Annotated in this window: 17 protein-coding genes; 2 read left to right on the top strand and 15 right to left on the bottom strand. The window is 41.7% G+C overall.

Annotated elements, in window-relative coordinates; all coding sequences use genetic code 11:
- The first annotated feature begins 35 nt into the window (after positions 1-35).
- On the top strand, positions 36-773 hold the full coding sequence (locus tag Q0017_RS02080) for a hypothetical protein (protein WP_298142131.1): 738 nt from the start codon (positions 36-38) through the stop codon (positions 771-773).
- Here Q0017_RS02080 and Q0017_RS02075 read toward each other — a convergent pair.
- Genes Q0017_RS02075 through Q0017_RS02065 form a run of 3 tightly spaced genes read right to left on the bottom strand, consistent with a single transcriptional unit; the run spans position 761 to position 2,140 of the window.
- The gene (locus tag Q0017_RS02075; protein ID WP_298142129.1) at positions 761-1,186 is read right to left on the bottom strand and encodes a YqaA family protein; all 426 of its coding nucleotides are present in this window, start codon (positions 1,184-1,186) and stop codon (positions 761-763) included. The two genes, Q0017_RS02080 and Q0017_RS02075, sit on opposite strands and share 13 nt — an antisense overlap.
- A gap of 1 nt (position 1,187) precedes the next feature.
- Complete coding sequence (locus tag Q0017_RS02070) at positions 1,188-1,472, bottom strand: hypothetical protein (protein WP_298142127.1); 285 nt, start codon at positions 1,470-1,472, stop codon at positions 1,188-1,190.
- 44 nt (positions 1,473-1,516) lie between these two features.
- Positions 1,517-2,140, bottom strand: coding sequence for a glutathione S-transferase N-terminal domain-containing protein (locus tag Q0017_RS02065; protein WP_298142126.1), 624 nt, complete (start codon positions 2,138-2,140; stop codon positions 1,517-1,519).
- A gap of 249 nt (positions 2,141-2,389) precedes the next feature.
- On the opposite strand from Q0017_RS02065, the gene Q0017_RS02060 reads away from it, so the two are divergent.
- Entirely contained in the window at positions 2,390-2,836 is a 447-nt protein-coding gene (locus tag Q0017_RS02060) for an Hsp20 family protein (protein ID WP_298142124.1), read from the top strand.
- A gap of 62 nt (positions 2,837-2,898) precedes the next feature.
- Here Q0017_RS02060 and infC read toward each other — a convergent pair whose 3' ends face one another.
- The 12 genes from infC to der all read right to left on the bottom strand — a co-directional run bounded on the left by infC (position 2,899) and on the right by der (position 13,665).
- On the bottom strand, positions 2,899-3,447 hold the full coding sequence (gene infC, locus Q0017_RS02055; protein WP_297425260.1) for a translation initiation factor IF-3: 549 nt from the start codon (positions 3,445-3,447) through the stop codon (positions 2,899-2,901).
- Between the two features lie 5 nt (positions 3,448-3,452).
- Positions 3,453-5,375: a threonine--tRNA ligase gene (gene thrS / locus Q0017_RS02050; protein WP_298142122.1), complete on the bottom strand. Its 1,923-nt coding sequence runs from the start codon at positions 5,373-5,375 to the stop codon at positions 3,453-3,455.
- Between the two features lie 177 nt (positions 5,376-5,552).
- Positions 5,553-6,086 (bottom strand): ribosome biogenesis factor YjgA, encoded by a 534-nt coding sequence (gene yjgA, locus Q0017_RS02045; protein WP_298142120.1) that lies wholly within the window; start codon positions 6,084-6,086, stop codon positions 5,553-5,555.
- Between the two features lie 2 nt (positions 6,087-6,088).
- On the bottom strand, positions 6,089-6,358 hold the full coding sequence (locus tag Q0017_RS02040; RefSeq protein ID WP_297425101.1) for an HPr family phosphocarrier protein: 270 nt from the start codon (positions 6,356-6,358) through the stop codon (positions 6,089-6,091).
- Positions 6,355-7,206, bottom strand: coding sequence for an RNase adapter RapZ (rapZ, locus tag Q0017_RS02035; RefSeq protein ID WP_298142118.1), 852 nt, complete (start codon positions 7,204-7,206; stop codon positions 6,355-6,357). Before rapZ ends, Q0017_RS02040 begins: the two co-directional genes overlap by 4 nt.
- 20 nt (positions 7,207-7,226) lie before the next feature.
- On the bottom strand, positions 7,227-8,072 hold the full coding sequence (panC, locus tag Q0017_RS02030) for a pantoate--beta-alanine ligase (protein WP_298142116.1): 846 nt from the start codon (positions 8,070-8,072) through the stop codon (positions 7,227-7,229).
- Positions 8,073-8,075: 3 nt separating this feature from the next.
- Positions 8,076-8,885 (bottom strand): 3-methyl-2-oxobutanoate hydroxymethyltransferase, encoded by an 810-nt coding sequence (gene panB / locus Q0017_RS02025; protein WP_298142114.1) that lies wholly within the window; start codon positions 8,883-8,885, stop codon positions 8,076-8,078.
- A 42-nt stretch (positions 8,886-8,927) separates the two neighbouring features.
- The gene (folK, locus tag Q0017_RS02020) at positions 8,928-9,413 is read right to left on the bottom strand and encodes a 2-amino-4-hydroxy-6-hydroxymethyldihydropteridine diphosphokinase (RefSeq protein WP_298142113.1); all 486 of its coding nucleotides are present in this window, start codon (positions 9,411-9,413) and stop codon (positions 8,928-8,930) included.
- On the bottom strand, positions 9,410-10,873 hold the full coding sequence (pcnB, locus tag Q0017_RS02015; protein WP_298142112.1) for a polynucleotide adenylyltransferase PcnB: 1,464 nt from the start codon (positions 10,871-10,873) through the stop codon (positions 9,410-9,412). Before pcnB ends, folK begins: the two co-directional genes overlap by 4 nt.
- A gap of 140 nt (positions 10,874-11,013) precedes the next feature.
- A complete protein-coding gene (locus tag Q0017_RS02010) occupies positions 11,014-11,376 on the bottom strand; it encodes a ComEA family DNA-binding protein (RefSeq protein WP_298142157.1) in 363 nt (120 codons plus the stop codon).
- Positions 11,342-12,172, bottom strand: a complete 831-nt coding sequence (mazG, locus tag Q0017_RS02005; protein WP_298142110.1) for a nucleoside triphosphate pyrophosphohydrolase — start codon at positions 12,170-12,172, stop codon at positions 11,342-11,344. Before mazG ends, Q0017_RS02010 begins: the two co-directional genes overlap by 35 nt.
- Before the next feature lie 83 nt (positions 12,173-12,255).
- Positions 12,256-13,665 (bottom strand): ribosome biogenesis GTPase Der, encoded by a 1,410-nt coding sequence (der, locus tag Q0017_RS02000; protein WP_297425125.1) that lies wholly within the window; start codon positions 13,663-13,665, stop codon positions 12,256-12,258.
- Positions 13,666-13,726 lie beyond the last annotated feature (61 nt).

Below are 13,726 nucleotides of genomic sequence, written 5' to 3'. Positions count from 1 at the left end.
TGCTTTGCTATACATGCTGTTAGGAATGCCTATTCATGATCCATAAATTAATCTGCTTCGGTCTTTTACTCGGACTAAACCAAAATATATGTGCGGATACTGCGACAATTGATCAGGCAAAGCCACAATTTAAACTGATGCATGATTATCCACAACTAGAATGGTTACGGGCACCGAAAGTCAGATTAAAAGATGGCGATTTAGAAGGTCAACCGAGAAAAATTTCTGTCAAGATAGAAGCTGATAGCAGTGGTGCAATCAAAACAGTGAACATTGATCAAAGTTCAGGCCTACAAGCATTAGATGCAATGATCATTGAGGCAACACAACATGCTCGTTTTAAACCTTACTCTCAACCTATATATGTCATACAAAAATTCGAGATGATGGCAAACGACTATCAATCAACCACCAAAAGTAAGCCTACAGCGCCTAAGATCGTGTCCACTTGTCAATTTGAAGTGGTTGGTTTTACTAAGCAGCAGCAAGGCCAAGACTTGGGGTTCAAATATCTCAGTCAACCACCCAAGCTAGAAGCGCAACTATATAATGTGGGTTCAGAGGATAGATCGATAGAATTTGATTTTAGCCTTAATCGTCATAATAAAATTACATCCACTCGTATTACCAAAGGCTCAGGATATTTCAATTTAGATCATCGTTTAGTGACACAATTTGCACAAGTTCAACTTAGTGCACCACGTAATTTCTATCAATTACAAAGCTTTAAGTTCAGCGAGAAACTTAAACTGAATGTAGATCAATGTAATTGAAGCATAATCCAGTAAATAAATAGATAACGTCCGATTTTTGCCATGCTGACCATCAGTAAAAATCGGATGAAATTTTCTCGCATTAAACCGGCAATCAAGGTAATGGGATCACCAATGATAGGTGTCCAACTCAACAACAACGACCAAAATCCATAACGATGATACAGCTTTTGCGCGCGGTTGAGTTTTTGCTCAGATACAGGAAACCATTTTTTATCTTTAAAATGTTCGGCCTTGATTCCTAGGTACCAATTGACGCAACTGCCTAAAATATTACCTACGCTTGCCACAAAAATCAGCAAAGCTGCTGAATAATCAGTTTGGCTTAACATCGCGAGCAATACTGCCTCTGATTGTAAGGGCAATAAAGTAGCTGCACCAAAGGCACTCACAAATAGGAGGAGCAGTGCCAATTTACAAGCCTAAACGCTTTTTGGTACGGCTATATTCAAGACGTGACCAAACACACATCAAAATCAGCACTACAATACGCGCCCATGTGTAAATGTCTGCAATCGGGCTAATCGCAGCACGCAATATGTTTTGATCTTTGGTGGCTAAACTTTCTGCAATTTTTTGCACATGCACCGCTTCTGCCACAAATATCAATAAGCATAAGGCAATACCAAAAATAATGCTTAAATAGATTCGTGCGTTATTTTCAACAATACGCGTTAAATTTAAGAAAAACTGTTGCATTGACCCAGACCATTGAAAAAAGATTCATCTGCATGGTAGCAGATTTAAACATCAAGCTGAATTGCCAAAGCACGTTGCACCGCAGGACGTGCAGTAAGGCGTTGCATATAAGACAAAACATACGGATAGTCATTTAAATCAATCTGCTGCCATTCATACCGTAAGATCCAAGGCAAAATCGCCATATCTGCAATCGAGTACTCACCTGCAACATAGTCGCGATTTGCAAGCTGTGTATCTAACACTGTGTATAAACGCTGAGTTTCTGCAACATAACGCTCGGTTGCATAAGCGATTCGTTCAGGCGCAAAGCGACTAAAATGATGGTTTTGTCCCAACATTGGACCAAAACTTGCCATTTGCCACATCAGCCACTGCTCTACCTCTATACGCGCAACTTCAGCGCTTGGATAAAACAAACCTGTTTTACGCGCGAGATATTGCAAAATTGCGCCTGATTCAAACACCGAAATTGGCTGACCATGCGGCCCATCTTGATCAACAATGGCAGGAATTTTGTTATTGGGTGAAATCTTTAAAAAATCAGGTTGAAATTGAGCATTTTGGCTAATATTGATCGGAAAAATTTGATACTCAAATCCCATTTCTTCTAAGGCAATTGTAATTTTATGCCCATTGGGGGTTGGCCAATAATAAAGATCAATCATGCTAAAAGTCATTGTAGTTGCTCAAGTGAGTATTTTTATAACATGCTTTTCAAACATTTTTTGTAAAAAAAATGTTTTATAAAAACAATAAATTAAAATTTTACAGGTAATTTTTTCTTGAAATTTTTTAAGTTAAACCTATATAAAAAATACGCAAACGATCTGTTTTGGATGTTAAGCGTCAGGTTGTGAATATTAGATTGCAGCCACTTATTTGTATGACTTTGCTAACCTTAGAAGGTTTTATTTATGAGTAATATGACTTTAAGCCCGTTATTTCGTCGTGGTATTGGCTTTGACCGTTTAAATGATTTCTTTGACTATGCCATGCAAAGCGACACTCCAAATTATCCCCCTTATAACATCGAAAAACGCGGTGACAATGCTTACCGTATTGTGGTGGCGGCGGCAGGTTTTGACCAAAATGAATTGGCCATTCATCTTGAAAATCGCTTGTTAAGCATTACAGCACAAGCTAAACCACAAGACCAAGAACAGATTGAGTTTTTACATAAAGGGATTGCACGTCGTGCATTTAAACTGTCATTGCGTTTAGATGAATATATTGAAGTGCAACAAGCCGATTACCAAAATGGTTTGCTATCAATTGATTTACAACGCATTATTCCTGAAGAAAAGTTACCACGCCAAATTCCAATTGGACCTCAACTTGAGCAAATTGAAAAGCAAGCTTAAGTTGTTGTTTTAAAATAAGGCATAAAAAAAGCGCTGCAACTGCAGCGCTTTTTGATGGGTGATTACTTTTTCTTTTTCGGTCCAAGTAACATACCCATTTGACGACCTTCCATTTTTGGAGATTGCTCAACAACACCAAAATCAACTACGTCAGCTTCAACTTTTTGTAATTGCGCTAAACCTAATTGTTGATGGGCCATTTCACGACCACGGAAACGAAGGGTGATTTTCACCTTGTTGCCTTCTTCAAGGAACTTGATGATTGAACGTAATTTTACGTTGTAATCACCAACATCAGTACCAGGGCGGAGCTTGATTTCTTTCACCTGTACTTGATGTTGTTTTTTCTTCGCTTCTTTTTGCTTTTGCTTAAGGTCAAACAAATGCTTGTTAAAGTCCATGATTTTACAAACTGGTGGCTCAGCATTAGCAACGATCTCAACCAAGTCAAGATCAACAGCTTCTGCAGCGCGCACGGCGTCTGCTAAGCTTACAATACCTTTTTGCTCACCATTTTCGTCTACAAGACGAACTTCTTTAGCACGAATTTCATCATTCAAAGCAGGACGGTTTGACTTACCGCCCTGTTGATTACGGTCAGGCTGTTTAATCGCTGTTACTCCACAATGTACCGGCCGCGTTCGGCAACGGCTACTTTCACTAAGTCAACGAAAGCATCGATTGACATAGTACCCAAATTTTTCCCTGAACGGGTACGCACGTTTACAGTACCTTCCTCAACTTCACGGTCACCTAAAACCAGTAAGTAAGGAACACGTTCTAAGGTACGTTCACGAATCTTAAAGCCGATTTTCTCATTTCTCAAGTCTGAAATCGCGCGGATACCGCTTTCTTTAAGTTTTGCGACGACTGACTCACACGCTTCGGCTTGTGAATCAGTAATGTTCATCACGCAGGCTTGAATTGGTGCCAACCAAGGTGGCATAAAGCCTGCATAGTGCTCAATTAAAATACCAATGAAGCGCTCGAAACTGCCTAAGATCGCACGGTGTAACATCACAGGCTGATCGCGGTCGTTGTCTTCAGTGACATACGAGGCGTCTAAACGCTCTGGTAAGTTAAAGTCACACTGAATAGTACCACATTGCCATACACGACCTAAGCAGTCTTTTAAAGAGAATTCAATTTTTGGACCGTAGAATGCACCTTCACCCGGTTGCAATTCCCACTCAAGACCGGCTGCATCTAAAGCATCAGCTAAAGATTTTTCTGCCATATCCCAAAGCGCGTCATCACCCACACGTTTTTCAGGACGTGTAGAGAGTTTCATTTGTACTTCTTCGAAGCCAAAGTCTTTATAAACATCTAAGGTCAATTTAATGAAGTCTGCAACTTCTTGACCAATTTGTTCTTTGGTACAGAAAATATGCGCGTCATCTTGAGTAAAGCCACGTACACGCATAATGCCATGTAATGAACCCGATGGTTCGTTACGATGGCACGAACCAAACTCAGCTAAACGTACTGGTAAATCACGGTAAGATTTTAAACCTTGATTGAACACTTGTACGTGACAAGGACAGTTCATTGGCTTAACCGCATAGTTACGGTTTTCTGAATGGGTGGTAAACATGTTATCTGCGTAGTTGGCAGCATGTCCTGATTTTTCCCAAAGGGTGAAATCAACCACTTGCGGGGTACGAATTTCTTCATAACCATTGTCTTGTTGTACTTTACGCATGTACTGTTCAAGTACTTGGTAAATCGTCCAACCGTTTGGATGCCAGAACACCATACCCGGTGCTTCTTCTTGCATATGGAACAAATCAAGCGCTTTACCAATTTTACGGTGATCGCGTTTTTCTGCTTCTTCAATGCGTTTTACATATGCTGCAAGCTGCTTTTTATCTGCCCAAGCGGTACCGTAAACACGTTGTAATTGTTCGTTTTTCGCATCACCACGCCAATAAGCACCTGACATTTTAGTCAGTTTAAAGGCTTTTAAGAATTTGGTGTTTGGAACGTGCGGACCACGGCACATATCCAAATAGTCTTGATGGTAGTACAAGCCCATTTCGGTTTCTTCAGGCATGTCTGCAATCAAGCGTAATTTGTAGTCTTCGCCACGCGCGGTGAACTCTGCAATCACTTCATCACGCGGCGTCATTTTTTTAATGACATCATAATCTTGGTCGATGAGCTTTTTCATACGCGCTTCGATAGCAGCCATGTCATCTGGCGTAAACGGCTTTTCACTGAAAATATCGTAATAAAAACCATCTTCAATGACAGGACCAATCACCATCTTCGCTTCAGGGAACAATTGCTTAACCGCATGACCCACTAAATGTGCGCAAGAGTGACGGATGATATGAACACCATCTTCATCTTTTGGCGTGATGATTTGTAAGGTTGCGTCTTCAGTAATTAAATCAGAAGCATCAACGAGTTGACCGTTAACACGACCTGCAACTGTATTTTTTGCAAGACCCGGACCGATGCTGAGCGCAACATCCATCACAGATACGGCTTGATCAAACTGTTTTTGATCGCCATTTGGCAAAGTGATAATTGGCATAGAAAATCCTTAAGGAGTGATGCCCCGTACCATAGAGCATATCACCGCGAGATTATGATCGAGGAAATTCCTCAAAAGATAAAAACGGTGGATAAATAAAAATCGTCTTGAATTTTACACGGCTTAACCCATGGATTAAACCTTTCGAATTAAAAAAAGCGGCCACAGCCGCTGTTTTTATTGATCCGAGATGAGTGCCACTTGTTGGATGTAGTTAAATAATTTTAACTTCGATGCCGCAAGCTCTTCTTCAGAGACTTGTTTGCTGATATCACGCTGAATTCGTAAAATATGCTGACGAATTGGGTGATGCTCAGCGGCATTGTGCGCTTTCATAAACTCTTTAATGACAGGGTCGCCTTGATTGATCATACGATCAACCCAACGCTGTAACTGTGCAGTTTTTTTCGCGCCTTGTTGCGGCGTTAAATAAGATAAAATCATGCTTTCATCTTCATTGCGCAACAATTTACCAATACGTAAAAACTGACGACGACGTGCCTCACCTGACGTGATTGCACGGACATCAAGCAGTGCCTCAATTAAGCGTTCTTCAACAGGGAGATTATTGATTTGCTTAATACTCAGTTGTGCAAGCTGCTCACCTAAAGCGGCCATACGTTGTACGGCTTTTTTCTGTTCGGTTTTACTTGCACGTCCTTCCAAAGATTCAAAGTCTTCTTCGGTAAAACGGGTTGATCGACGTGCCACGATTAATCTGCCTCGTAAAATTTTGCTGCAAATAGTGCTTGAATCTCAGACAAAGCTTTTTCTTCATCTAAACCTTCAATCACCAAGCGTAAAGTTGTGCCCTTGCCTGCACCAAGCATCAGCAAAGACATAATATTTTTTGCATCGACTAACTTGTCACCTTTGCCAATTTGAATCGACGAACGAAATTTGGTAGTGACCTCAATTAGCTTACCAGATGCACGCGCATGTAAACCTAGTTTATTCATTACGTCAACAGTTGTTTCGATCATGACCAGTGCTTCATTTCTCGGTGGAGGACTTGAATAGACCATTTTGCCTCAAGGGCTTGTCTGAGTCTATCCACAATATATACAGAACGGTGTTGCCCACCGGTACAGCCAATCGACACCGTAATATAGTGACGATGCCCTTCACAAAAGGTTGGCAACCATTTATCTAAAAACCCATGCAGGTCATTAAACATCTCGTTGACTTGCTCACTTTGGCTTAAAAACTCTTTTACCGGCTGATCAAGTCCTGAATGTTGACGTAAGCTTAAATCCCAATGCGGATTGGGTAAATGTCTAACATCAAACACATAGTCGGCATCCAATGGAATACCATGCTTGTAGCCAAAAGATTGTAAAATAACAACCAAGCGCTCATTTTGCCCTAATTTAGACAGCAAAACATGTTTTAAATCATGCACACTTTTATCGGTGGTATCAATACTCACCGTTGCGCGCATTTGAATCGGCAAGAGTAGTTTTTTTTCTTCTTCAATACATACACTTAAGCTTTGAAAACGACTTGATAACGGATGCGGACGACGTGAAGCACTAAAACGGGCAAATAATTCTTTGTCTTGTGAGCTTAAAAAAATCACTTCAACATCGCCGTGTTGTTGCAATAAAGCAAACACGTCATCAAATTCTTGCAAATCAGCACGTGTACTTCTGACATCTACGCCAAGCGCTAACAGCTCTAGATTATTTTCATAATCGAGTTTAGATACAATTTCAGGAAGCAATGCCAAGGGTAAATTGTCGATACAGTAATAGCCCAAATCCTCTAACACCTGTAAAGCAGATGATTTACCTGAGCCTGATTGTCCTGTCACAATTAAGATACGCTTCATGGCATTGCTCCTTTGAGTGTTTAAGCGCTATGTTTAACCTGTAAGTTGTCAATTAAACGCGTTGCACCTAATTTAGCTGCCACAAACAGCACCACATCTTGATCAAATTGTTGAACTTTTTGCAGTTGAGGACTACGCGCTTCTACGTAATCTACCTCAAAACCAGCCTCTGTTAAGTTTTGACCTAGATTTGCTAAAACATCGGCTAAAGCTTCACCTGCTTGTAACTGTGTTGCCGCAGCTTTTAAGCTTTGATAGATGATCGGTGCAATGGCACGATGTTCAGGGCTTAAATAACCATTGCGTGAACTTAAAGCTAAACCATCTTCAGCACGGGCAATCGATACACCAATCACCTCCAGCGGGATGTTTAAATCACGTACAAACTGACGAATTACCGCCAATTGTTGGTAATCTTTTTCACCAAAGAAGGCATATTTTGGTTGCACCATATTAAATAATTTGGTCACTACCACTGCCACCCCGTCAAAATGACCAGGGCGCTGTAAACCACATAAGTCGTTGGTAATGCCACCGACTGAAATATTGGTTAAACGTGACTGATTGCCATACATTTGTTCAACAGTGGGTGCAAAAACAATGTCACAGCCCACCTCAGCCAACAAACGCTGATCTTGCTCTAAAGTACGCGGGTAGCTGTCAAAATCTTCGTTAGGTCCAAATTGAATTGGATTAACAAAAATACTCACCACCACCACATCACACAGTTTCTTGGCTTCACGCACAAGGTTTAAATGACCTTGATGTAAATTACCCATCGTGGGTACAAAACCAATGATTTTACGTGCCGCACGGGCTGGACTGAGTGATGCACTTAAGCCTTGAATTGTGGTTTCTGTTTTCATTGTTTATAGCTCGACCTGAAAGGTGTGTTCTTTGGCGGGAAAAGATCCATCTAATACGGCTGCATGATAGGCTTTAAAAGCATCTAAAATAGCGGTTTCGCCTGCTTGCTCTTTCATAAAGTTACGCACAAATTTTGCTACGCGACCAAAGGTTAAGCCTAGCATGTCTTGTACAACTAACACTTGACCATCGGTTGCATTGCCGGCCCCAATGCCAATCACGGGCGTATGTGGGAATAATTCACTAATTTCTTGCCCCAATTGTGCCGGCACGCATTCAAGCAATAATATCGCAGCACCTGCTTCCACCACAGCCTTACAATCGCTAATTAGTTGATCGGCTGCTTCACGAGTACGTGCTTGAAGTTTATAACCACCCAATACATGCACTGATTGCGGTGTTAAACCTAAATGCACACATACCGGAATCCCATTACGGGTTAACACCTCAACAGTTTCGGCCAACCATGCACCACCTTCCATTTTGACCATTTGCGCACCAGCTTGCATCACAGTACGTGAGTTTTGCAAAGCATCGTTTAAAGTGGCATAACTCATAAACGGTAAATCGGTCATAATAAAAGCATGACTATTGCCACGGCGTACCGCAGCAGTATGATAAGCCATATCGTCTACGGTGACAGGCAAAGTCGAATCACGCCCTTGAATAGACATCCCTAAAGAATCGCCAATCAAAATACTATCAATTTGGGCAATTTCCATGGCTTTGGCCATACTGGCGTCATAACATGTAAGACATGAAAATTTACGTGCTTCGGCTTTAAAGCGGCGCAAATCGCTTAGACTAATCATGTAGCTATTCCTCTATAGAAGTAAAAGGACATCCCTAAAATATTATAATGTTGCCCAATCGGCATCGGCGCAAACCGCTAAACTTGCCTGTTGAACCAAGGCTAAGTCTTGTAGTTTTTGACCTTTCACGTCTAAATGTGGGTCGAGATCTAAAAGTGGCAACACCACAAACTCACGCTCTAACACCCCAACATGCGGTACAGTTAAGCGTTCATTTTGAATGTGTTGATCACCATAGATTAATAAATCTAGATCTAAGGTACGTTCACCCCAATGGCGTAAGCGTACACGACCTGCTTCTTGCTCAAAACGTTGTAATTGATCCAACAAAGCAAGCGGCGCTAAATCTGTGCTGAGTTGCACCACAGCATTAAAATAATCCGGTTGATCTTGTGGACCCATAGGTGGGCTTTGATACAACTTGGAAGTTTTTACCGCACCTAAAGTGGCAAGTTTTGCCACCGCTTCGGTTAAAATTTCTTTTGAATCGCCAAGATTGCTGCCTAAGCCAATATAGGTGATGATCATTGCGTTGGTCCAAAAATCACTTGCTTTAAATCACGTTGAACGCGTTTACGTTTTAAAATCGGATGATCATGCCCAATGCTGCCATCGGTACTACCAGACGCCACCGAACGCTGCACCTGCGTTTGTACTTCTTGCTTGGCTTTACGCTGACGGCGGCTACGTGATTCAGGCTCTTGTACCAAAGGCTCAAGCTCTTGTGGCTGTCTTGCCAACACCACGTCATCGTCATGCGACTTTGAACGACGGCTCTTAGTACGTTGACGGTTATACTGTCCTATCACACGTTCTTTTTGATCACTGCTCATGATCTGATACGCATCCCACCATTCGCCCATGCCTTGGGTGGTGGTGTCGCCTGATTTTTCACGTAACAATAAAAAGTCAAAGCCAGCACGGAAACGCGCATGTCCTGATAATGCTTCAATTTGCTGTGGCTTTGGATTGAGCAAACGCGTTTGCATTTCCCAAACTTCACGAATAAAAGTTTCAGCAAAACGTGGAATTACAGTACGGGTACTTTGACGTTTGAGTACATCCAAGCCTGCTTGAGCGCGTGCTTCGGCCGCCACAACACCTTTATGTTGATAAAAATAACAACGCTCTAGGAATTGCTCCCATAACAATACCGCATAGAAAAATGCAGGATTAATGGTTTTACCAATTGAAATACGTTGATCGGTATTTTTTGCTGCACGTTCAATAAATGGCGTGATTTTAGGTACAATATCAGCAAACAATTGTTGCCAAATACCAAACTCAATTAACATTGGCATCACACGATTTAAGTGACCCATGGTAAAGAGTTTTTGTGACTCATCGTATAAACGGTGTGGCGATACATCACGTAGCAAGTAGGCTGCTTCTGGATTAAAGATGTCTAAAATTTCAGGTGCAATACTAAAATTCAGTTTGGCTGCAAAACGTAAAGTTCGCAACATACGTACTGGATCTTCTTCAAAACGCTTTTGTGGATCACCCAACAGACGTAAAGTTTTATGTTTAATATCATCGGCTGCATTACAGAAATCCAGCACAATGCCTTTACGTGGTTGGTAATACATGGCATTAATTGAAAAGTCCCGACGAACAAAGTCTTGCTCAATCGTGCCCCAATTATTATCACGTAAAATCATGCCTTGGGCTGATGTTACGGCTTTTTTCGGTGGCGCACGGAAAGTAGCTACTTCGACCAATTCACGACCTGAATAGACATGCGCCAATTCAAAACGACGACCGATAATTCGGCAGCGACGACCGAATACTTCCTTGATTTGGCTTGGAGTCGCATTCGTGACAGCGTCAAAATCCTTTGGATTAAGACCAAGCATTAAGTCACGAACACCACCGCCCACAATATAAGCTTCATAACCTGCTTTGGTTAAAGCATCAATGACATCTAAAATATAAGAAGGTAATTGTGCGGTAGATAAACCGCATTTTGACGCGCGCAAGGTTTGCAAAAGACGCTGTCTCCTACGTCTGAACGTAATTTTATTAAGATAACGCTAATCATATCGCTTAGCTGCTCAAAGGGCAATTTGATAATCCATCAGAAATTATCGAAGCAGGCTTAAGATCAGCTGTTTTGTGACAAATTGGCTTATAAAGCCAGTCGCGCGCGATTTTTTTCTAATAACTTAGGTCCAATACCTTTAACGTTGTCTAGCTCTTCAATACGCTTAAAGCCACCATGTTGCTGCCGATAATCAATAATGGCTTGGGCTTTTTTAGCCCCCACACCTGAAAGTTGCTGTAATTCTGCCAAAGACGCACGATTTAAACTGACTTTGGCCCCTGTCGCCTGACTTGAACCGGTGACTTTGGTACTGGGTTTACCTAAATAATAATTCGGATCTTGAGCCGCTTTTTTGGCCTGTAAGCGCATATCTATGGCTTGTTGCTCGGCTTGCCATTTAGCATAGTCACGATCAAATTGATTCGCCTGTGTTGGATGGGCGATCATCAATAGTAAGAGTATTACGATGATGGGCACGATAAGCCTCCTTGGCAGTTTTGGCAGCCTCCCATAATTGATCCATCTCAGCGAGGCTCATCTGATCAACTGATTTGCCTTGTAACAAGGCCTGTTGTTCGATATAAGCGAAACGGCTACGAAATTTATGGATGGTGCCAAGCAGTGCACTTTCACTCGACACTCCTAGTTTACGCCCAACATTGACCAATGAGAATAAACAGTCGCCAAACTCGTCTTGAATTTCGTCGGAATGCCCATTTTGTATAGCCTGTTGTAGTTCACGCAATTCTTCTTCTAATTTCCCATACGCATCTTCTAAATGGGCAAAATCAAAACCAATTTTGGCGGCATTTTTTTGAATGGCTTCGGCTTGTTGTAAACTTGGACCCGGCTTAATAGCATCTAAACGGGCCTGAGGTTTGCCTTGTTTTTCTTGATTTTTAATGTCTTGCCATAAACGAGACACTTGTTCAGGCGTTAATTGCTCAAATTTTTCTGTTTCAAATACATGTGGATGGCGACGAATCAATTTTTGTGTAATGGCATCAACCACATCATTAAAATCAAATGCGCCTTGTTCACTATACATTTGTGCTTGAAACACCACTTGCAGCAATAAGTCACCAAGTTCATCACGAATGTCATTCACATTGCCACTACGCACTGCATCTTCAACTTCATATGCTTCTTCAATGGCATAACGTGTAAGGCTTTGTGGGGTTTGCTCACGATCCCAAGGGCATTTTTCACGTAATTCACGCATGATATCAAGTAACTGTTGCATGGTTGTTTGGCTCTTTTGATTTATGCATATTGTAAATAAAAAAACCCAGTCATAAAGACTGGGCTTGTATGCTTAAACAGAAATTAACGTTTAAATTTCTTTTCAGCTTTCTTAAATTTCTGTACATAACGACGTTTACGCGCAGCTGCACGTTCGTCCATTTGTGACTTACGGCCTTCAAATGGGTTTTCTGAAGTTTTAAACTCAATACGTACTGGCGTACCTTCAAGTTTATACACTTTACGGAACACGTTTTCTAAATAACGACGGTAATCGGCAGGCGTTTTATCCACTTTGTTACCATGAATCACAATCGTTGGTGGGTTTTGACCACCAATATGTGCATAACGCATTTTAATACGACGACCTTGTACCATACCCGGTTGATGCGCTTCTGTTGCATCATTTAAGATTTGGGTAATTTTAGCAGGCGATACTTTTAAACGTGCTGAATCATAGGCACGGTGGATTGAAGGATAAAGATCACCAACACCCGTACCATGTAAAGCAGAAATTAAATGCACTCTTGCCCAAGGAATAAAGTCAAAGCGACGTTCAATATCAAGTTTACATTGCTTACGGTCATACTCGGTCATGTTGTCCCATTTATTGACCGCAATCACCATGGCACGACCAGCTTCTAAGGCATAGCCAATTAAATGTAAATCTTGCTCAACAATACCATCACGTGCATCTACCACCACCACAATAACGTTAGCGTCTTTAATGGCTTGCAGTGTTTTAACAATCGAGAATTTCTCGATCATTTCATCGACTTTACCCTTACGACGTACGCCAGCTGTGTCAATCAGAGTATATTTACGTTCATCACGTTCAAACGGAATATAAACCGAGTCACGCGTTGTACCCGGTTGGTCAAAGGCAACAACACGTTCTTCACCCAATAAACGGTTCACAAGTGTTGATTTACCCACGTTTGGACGACCAATGATCGCTAAACGTAAACCTGTGTCTTTGTCGTGTTCATCTGGATTTTCATCTTCAGGCACATCGTGCAACACTTCTTCAAGCATTTGTTGCACACCACGACCGTGGCTGGCTGCCACTTGCATCGGCTCGCCCATACCAAGCTTATAAAACTCAACCAAGGCAGCTTCTGCATGTACACCATCAACTTTGTTAGCAACAAGGAAGACTTTTTTACCAAGTGTACGTAAATCACGGGCAATTTGTTCATCAGAGGCAAGCAAACCTGCACGAGCATCCACCACAAAAATGATCATGTCTGCTTCGTGAATGGCAGTTTTTGATTGCTCTGCCATGTAATTGTCGATCCCACCTTCGGATTCGCCAATACCACCTGTATCTACGACGATAAAGGATTTGTTTTGGTAGGTTGCATCACCATATTTACGGTCACGAGTCAGACCTGCAAAGTCTGCCACCAGTGCGTCACGGCTCTTGGTAATTTGGTTGAACAGCGTTGATTTTCCGACGTTCGGACGACCAATGAGCGCAATTACGGGTTTCATAGATTAACCTTATAGTTAAGATCAGCCATTCATTAAGTGGCCTGAACATCAGAAACAATGG

The sequence above is a fragment of the uncultured Acinetobacter sp. genome (assembly GCF_947624825.1).
Taxonomy (GTDB): Bacteria; Pseudomonadota; Gammaproteobacteria; order Pseudomonadales; family Moraxellaceae; genus Acinetobacter.
This window is presented reverse-complemented; position numbering and strand designations above follow the sequence as displayed.

What these genes read in the sequence shown, in the direction of transcription:
- thrS (WP_298142122.1), bottom strand. Translation starts at nt 5,375, where the DNA reads ATGCCAATTATCACTTTGCCAAATGGCGATCAAAAACAGTTTGATCAA.
- Q0017_RS02065 (WP_298142126.1), bottom strand. Translation starts at nt 2,140, where the DNA reads ATGATTGATCTTTATTATTGGCCAACCCCCAATGGGCATAAAATTACA.
- Q0017_RS02040 (WP_297425101.1), bottom strand. Translation starts at nt 6,358, where the DNA reads ATGATCGAAACAACTGTTGACGTAATGAATAAACTAGGTTTACATGCG.
- panC (WP_298142116.1), bottom strand. Translation starts at nt 8,072, where the DNA reads ATGAAAACAGAAACCACAATTCAAGGCTTAAGTGCATCACTCAGTCCA.
- folK (WP_298142113.1), bottom strand. Translation starts at nt 9,413, where the DNA reads ATGATCATCACCTATATTGGCTTAGGCAGCAATCTTGGCGATTCAAAA.
- panB (WP_298142114.1), bottom strand. Translation starts at nt 8,885, where the DNA reads ATGATTAGTCTAAGCGATTTGCGCCGCTTTAAAGCCGAAGCACGTAAA.
- Q0017_RS02080 (WP_298142131.1), top strand. Translation starts at nt 36, where the DNA reads ATGATCCATAAATTAATCTGCTTCGGTCTTTTACTCGGACTAAACCAA.
- Q0017_RS02060 (WP_298142124.1), top strand. Translation starts at nt 2,390, where the DNA reads ATGAGTAATATGACTTTAAGCCCGTTATTTCGTCGTGGTATTGGCTTT.
- der (WP_297425125.1), bottom strand. Translation starts at nt 13,665, where the DNA reads ATGAAACCCGTAATTGCGCTCATTGGTCGTCCGAACGTCGGAAAATCA.
- mazG (WP_298142110.1), bottom strand. Translation starts at nt 12,172, where the DNA reads ATGCAACAGTTACTTGATATCATGCGTGAATTACGTGAAAAATGCCCT.
- Q0017_RS02010 (WP_298142157.1), bottom strand. Translation starts at nt 11,376, where the DNA reads ATGATCGCCCATCCAACACAGGCGAATCAATTTGATCGTGACTATGCT.
- rapZ (WP_298142118.1), bottom strand. Translation starts at nt 7,206, where the DNA reads ATGAAGCGTATCTTAATTGTGACAGGACAATCAGGCTCAGGTAAATCA.
- Q0017_RS02070 (WP_298142127.1), bottom strand. Translation starts at nt 1,472, where the DNA reads ATGCAACAGTTTTTCTTAAATTTAACGCGTATTGTTGAAAATAACGCA.